The sequence below is a fragment of the Methanomethylovorans sp. genome (assembly GCF_050177135.1).
In the GTDB taxonomy this organism is placed as follows: domain Archaea; phylum Halobacteriota; class Methanosarcinia; order Methanosarcinales; family Methanosarcinaceae; genus Methanomethylovorans.
Genome location: NZ_JBFXHJ010000170.1, coordinates 1 through 4241 on the forward strand (window position 1 = coordinate 1; position 4241 = coordinate 4241).

Annotated in this window: 5 protein-coding genes; all 5 read right to left on the reverse strand. The window is 44.4% G+C overall.

The genetic code is table 11. From position 1 onward, the window contains the following. The coding region (locus tag AB7U21_RS10735; RefSeq protein WP_428388943.1) for an ABC transporter permease at window positions 1-694 on the reverse strand (694 nt) is incomplete at its 3' end. Window position 695: 1 nt separating this feature from the next. Further along, the gene (locus tag AB7U21_RS10740) at window positions 696-1754 is read right to left on the reverse strand and encodes a hypothetical protein (RefSeq protein WP_428388945.1); all 1059 of its coding nucleotides are present in this window, start codon (window positions 1752-1754) and stop codon (window positions 696-698) included. 15 nt (window positions 1755-1769) lie between these two features. Then, window positions 1770-2474, reverse strand: a complete 705-nt coding sequence (pyrH, locus tag AB7U21_RS10745; RefSeq protein WP_428388947.1) for a UMP kinase — start codon at window positions 2472-2474, stop codon at window positions 1770-1772. A gap of 20 nt (window positions 2475-2494) precedes the next feature. After that, a complete protein-coding gene (locus AB7U21_RS10750) occupies window positions 2495-3289 on the reverse strand; it encodes a hypothetical protein (RefSeq protein ID WP_428388949.1) in 795 nt (264 codons plus the stop codon). Continuing rightward, window positions 3255-4241, reverse strand: a 987-nt coding sequence (gene asd / locus AB7U21_RS10755; protein ID WP_428388951.1) for an aspartate-semialdehyde dehydrogenase, incomplete at its 5' end; no start/stop codon positions are given. The genes AB7U21_RS10750 and asd, both read right to left, overlap by 35 nt.

Here is a 4241-nt window from a genome sequence, read left to right on the forward strand (position 1 = left end):
CCTTTAGTTCATTGGGAGAAATTGTGTTTACTCCTTTTACGCTCAGTTCTATTCTTTTGGACAGGAGTTCAGCATCTACACCTGGTGCCGGTTCGACGAAGATGTATGTAATGGAGGTCTCGGCATTATATATATCCTGAGCTGTATCAAGAGGTATAGTAGCGTAACTGTCAAAAATAGAACCCGTGTATTCCATAATGCCAACAACTGTGAACCTTTTCTCGTTCAGTTCCAGAGTGCTACCTATATCCAGACCGTACTCTCCGGCAATGTTCTTTCCTACCACTGTATGGTATGTATCTCCGGCTGTAAGAAATCTCCCTGCTTTGAGTTCCACAGGTTCTAATACATTTCTCGATTTCCGTGGTGGTACGCCCAAAACCTGCTTTCCGCTCATACCGAATTGGTCTTCATCGAACAAAGTGACCAACACTCCATAAGCATCCTCGACCCCGGCCACACGCCTTACATCGGAAACTTTATGTTCGCTCAGGCCACCGCCAAAAATACCGCTCTCTGCAAAGACCCTGATCTTATCACTTGTCAGGCTTATGGATTTTTCAAAGGTCTGTCCGAAATTCTCAGACATAGCTCCCATCACCACCAGGGCAAATATGCCCAAAGCTATGCCACAGATGGTCAGCATGGTTCTTACCTTGCGTTGGACAGCATTCTTGATGATGAGATCAAGCATCTTATCCCCTTTTAATACCGAATAGGAGAACAGCAGCCAAAAAAACTGTAATGATGTTAACGATGTTCAGACCAGATAGATCATTCGTTCGTTCCGGCTGTGCCGGGGGCAATTCTGTGATCCTCACAGCAGTCTCGTAACTATCGAGGATCTTACCATCGTTGCCGATGGCACTTATTATCACAGCATAGTTTCCTCCTGTAATATTTTCCCATAGAAAACCAACTGTATCCTCTTTGTTGAACGTGAGAACATCGCTTTCTTCTTCAAAGTAGATATTGTTTTGATCGTTGCTAAGAGTAATCCCTACCTTGCCATAGAAAGGCACCTGTGACATACCCCGGAGTGTTACACTTGCACCATATTCATCGATTTCTACATCATCGGCCATTATTTCCACATCCTGCTCTGCCATGAAGATGGAAATATAGGCTGATGTAAGATCGGATCCATGGGAATGTACCTTCAGCACTGTGACATACTGTTGCCCATTGTCAAGCAAAATGGGCCATATGATGCTCTTTTCCATGGACTGGATTACTGAAATGTCCTCTAGAGTTTCAGAATATATCAACTCATCCTGCCGGAAGATCTCAAAAGTCATATCTACAATAGAAGGACGATAAATGTTAGCAGGGCTGATAACGACAGCCGCTCCCTTATAATCAGAATTGAAACCTGCAACTTTGAATTCCAGCAATGCCTGATTACCATGAACGAATGCTGTCTGCCTGCTGTCAGCAAGCTCTCCATCTACAAATACACTTACCGAAAAAGAATAGGTGTTCTTTTTCAATCCACTCTCCCATAAAGTAATAAGAGTAACATTTCCTGCGGATACATCACCCAGCCTGACCACTTTGGAATCTATGGATCGATCGCTTAACATCAGATCATAGCTCAGTGTCACATTACGCATATACTCCGAAAACCCGATCGTGACCTCACATAGATCACCATTTGCATACATATCAGTGATGCTTGCCTGTCCAGTAGCTGCAGCCGGAAAGGCCAGTACGATAAAAAAGAGAAAAACAGTAAGAAATGTTCTAAGTTTCATGCTGACCACAGAAACTTATCCTACGATCCGTGTGCCAAGATGAACTTTTTTAGAAGGCATAGAATCTATACTTTCCTGCATAATGACATCTGCCACCTTCTTAGGATCTGCTCCATGCATAACAATGGTATTAATATTACAACGCTCTATGATCTTGGCTGCCAGGGGATCTACAGGCGATTGGGAGCCAGCCTTCATCTCTGTAGAGATCACTATTTTTACAAGTTCCTTGGCGGTCATAGTCTCGTACTTGACTGCATTAGGGTCCTTATTTGGATCCGCTGAATATACTCCGTCAACAGATGTCGCAATAACAATAAGATCAGCTTTAAGATATTCAGCAACTATGGCAGTTACAGCATCCGTCGTCTGCCCCGGGATCACCCCCCCCATAACAACGATCCTGCCTGAAGAAAGCGCTTTCCAGGCTTCCTTGTAATCGAGGGGAGGTTCCGGATATGCACCCTCTCCAAGCGCAGTAATAAGCAGCTGTGCATTCAAGCGGGTTATAGAGATGCCTATATAATCGGATTCAGCTTCATTCGCTCCCAGGCTCCGTGCCGTCCTGATGTAATCTCTGGCAGCAACACCTCCCCCGACAACAACTATTAGTTTGTGTTCTTTCGCCAGCTCCTTGAGCATATCGGCATAGGCGCGAAAACCTTCAGCACTAAGGTCCTTTGCAAGAATGGACCCTCCAACTGATAATGCAATTAACATGATGATCCTGAGGTTTTAAGTCATTCATGCTTCATATATATAACTAGTAATCCAATGATAAACATGGTCCAAAGGCCCGTAAAACCGGGTATTAATGTGCTGATAGATAATGGAGGACGCTTTTTACCCATCTGTCCACTATAAAGGACATCACCATTAAAAAGACCGCTAACGCTTACCATGTCCCCGGCTTGAAGATCAGTAGACCCATAGTAAGATACGCGAAGGCTTTCGCCAGTGTCCAGACTTGAAATATCAACAACATATGCTCCCATTGTCGATCTAATCCCGGTGAGATTGCCTGTCACAGTAACATATTTTCCGTTAAACTTTGATGCATTGGAAATAATGGCACTTATGTTTACCTCACCCATCTGTACGGTGGGATAATGCATAACATAGTTGGGGTAAAAGATACTAGTTCCCATCGGATCATAGAGAAACTGTCCTGTGAGCTTGATACCGTCCCCTACATTAAAACCAGCGAACAGGTGCTGATTGGTATGGTCTACTTTTATTTCATAGCTATCCTGATCAATGGTGATCAGATGCTTACCTATTTCAGAAATATTTCCGACAACGCTTATCTTGCGATAAGCCATCGTACTATCGTAGACCGTTGGATTTTTAACGATCTCCGATAGAGGCACTAACTCAAGTTCAAAAATAGTATTTACGTCTGATGCCACAGCGCCTGATATTACTCCTATCGACAGCAAAAAGACAAATAGGAATGTGATCAGGCGGTGCATTATGTTCTCTCGATACCTTTTTATGTCATCAGAGTTTGCCCTGCTTGTGCAGGAGTTCAGCATTGAGCACACTGGCACCTGCTGCTCCACGAATAGTATTGTGGCCCATCAGAACGTAACGTATGCCTTCTCTTATACGCCCTACACTGATACTCATTCCGTTGCCCATATTGCGGTCGAGGCGAGGTTGTGGTCTGTCGGCCTCATCCCTTACTATGAGCACCTTTTCAGGTTCCGTGGGTAAGTCCCCCAAATTGGGATTGAAATTGAGGAATTCCTGCCTAACCTGCGCAGGAGTTGGATGATCCCTCATGGTAACCCATACTGTTTCAGTGTGACCGTCCATAACAGGCACTCTGTTACAAGCAGCACTCAATTTGAAATCGGCATTTACTATCTCTGAACCGTTAAACTCACCCAGAAGTTTGAGAGGTTCGGTTTCCATTTTCTCCTCTTCACTTCCTATATAGGGTATTACGTTATCAAGGATGGCCATTGATGGCACACCTTCATACCCGGCACCGGATATGGCCTGCATTGTGGCTACATTTACATTCTGGATGCCGAATTTCATGAGTGGTTTCAGTGTAGCTACCAGCATGATCGTAGAACAGTTAGGATTCGTAATTATATATCCGTCCCATCCTCTCTTATCCTGCTGAACATCTATAAGTCCAAGGTGATCTGCATTGACTTCCGGGATCACAAGAGGGACATCTTTATCCATACGATGGGCAGAGGCATTACTTGCCACCACAAAACCCTCTTTTGCGAAATCTGCTTCCACGCTTTTTGCAAGGCTTGCAGGCAATGCAGAGAAAACAACATCTGCATCGACCTTGGAGGGATCCACAGGCACAATTTCCATGTCTGAAACTTCATCCGGAAGTTTTACATCCAGCCTCCAGTTAGCTGCATTCTTGTATTTCTTCCCTGCACTCTTTTCTGAAGCGGCAAGGGAAGTGATCTCAAACCATGGATGATCGGCAAGTGCTTGAATGAATCTCTGTCCGAC

What these genes read in the sequence shown, in the direction of transcription:
- AB7U21_RS10740 (WP_428388945.1), bottom strand. Translation starts at nt 1,754, where the DNA reads ATGAAACTTAGAACATTTCTTACTGTTTTTCTCTTTTTTATCGTACTG.
- pyrH (WP_428388947.1), bottom strand. Translation starts at nt 2,474, where the DNA reads ATGTTAATTGCATTATCAGTTGGAGGGTCCATTCTTGCAAAGGACCTT.
- AB7U21_RS10750 (WP_428388949.1), bottom strand. Translation starts at nt 3,289, where the DNA reads ATGCTGAACTCCTGCACAAGCAGGGCAAACTCTGATGACATAAAAAGG.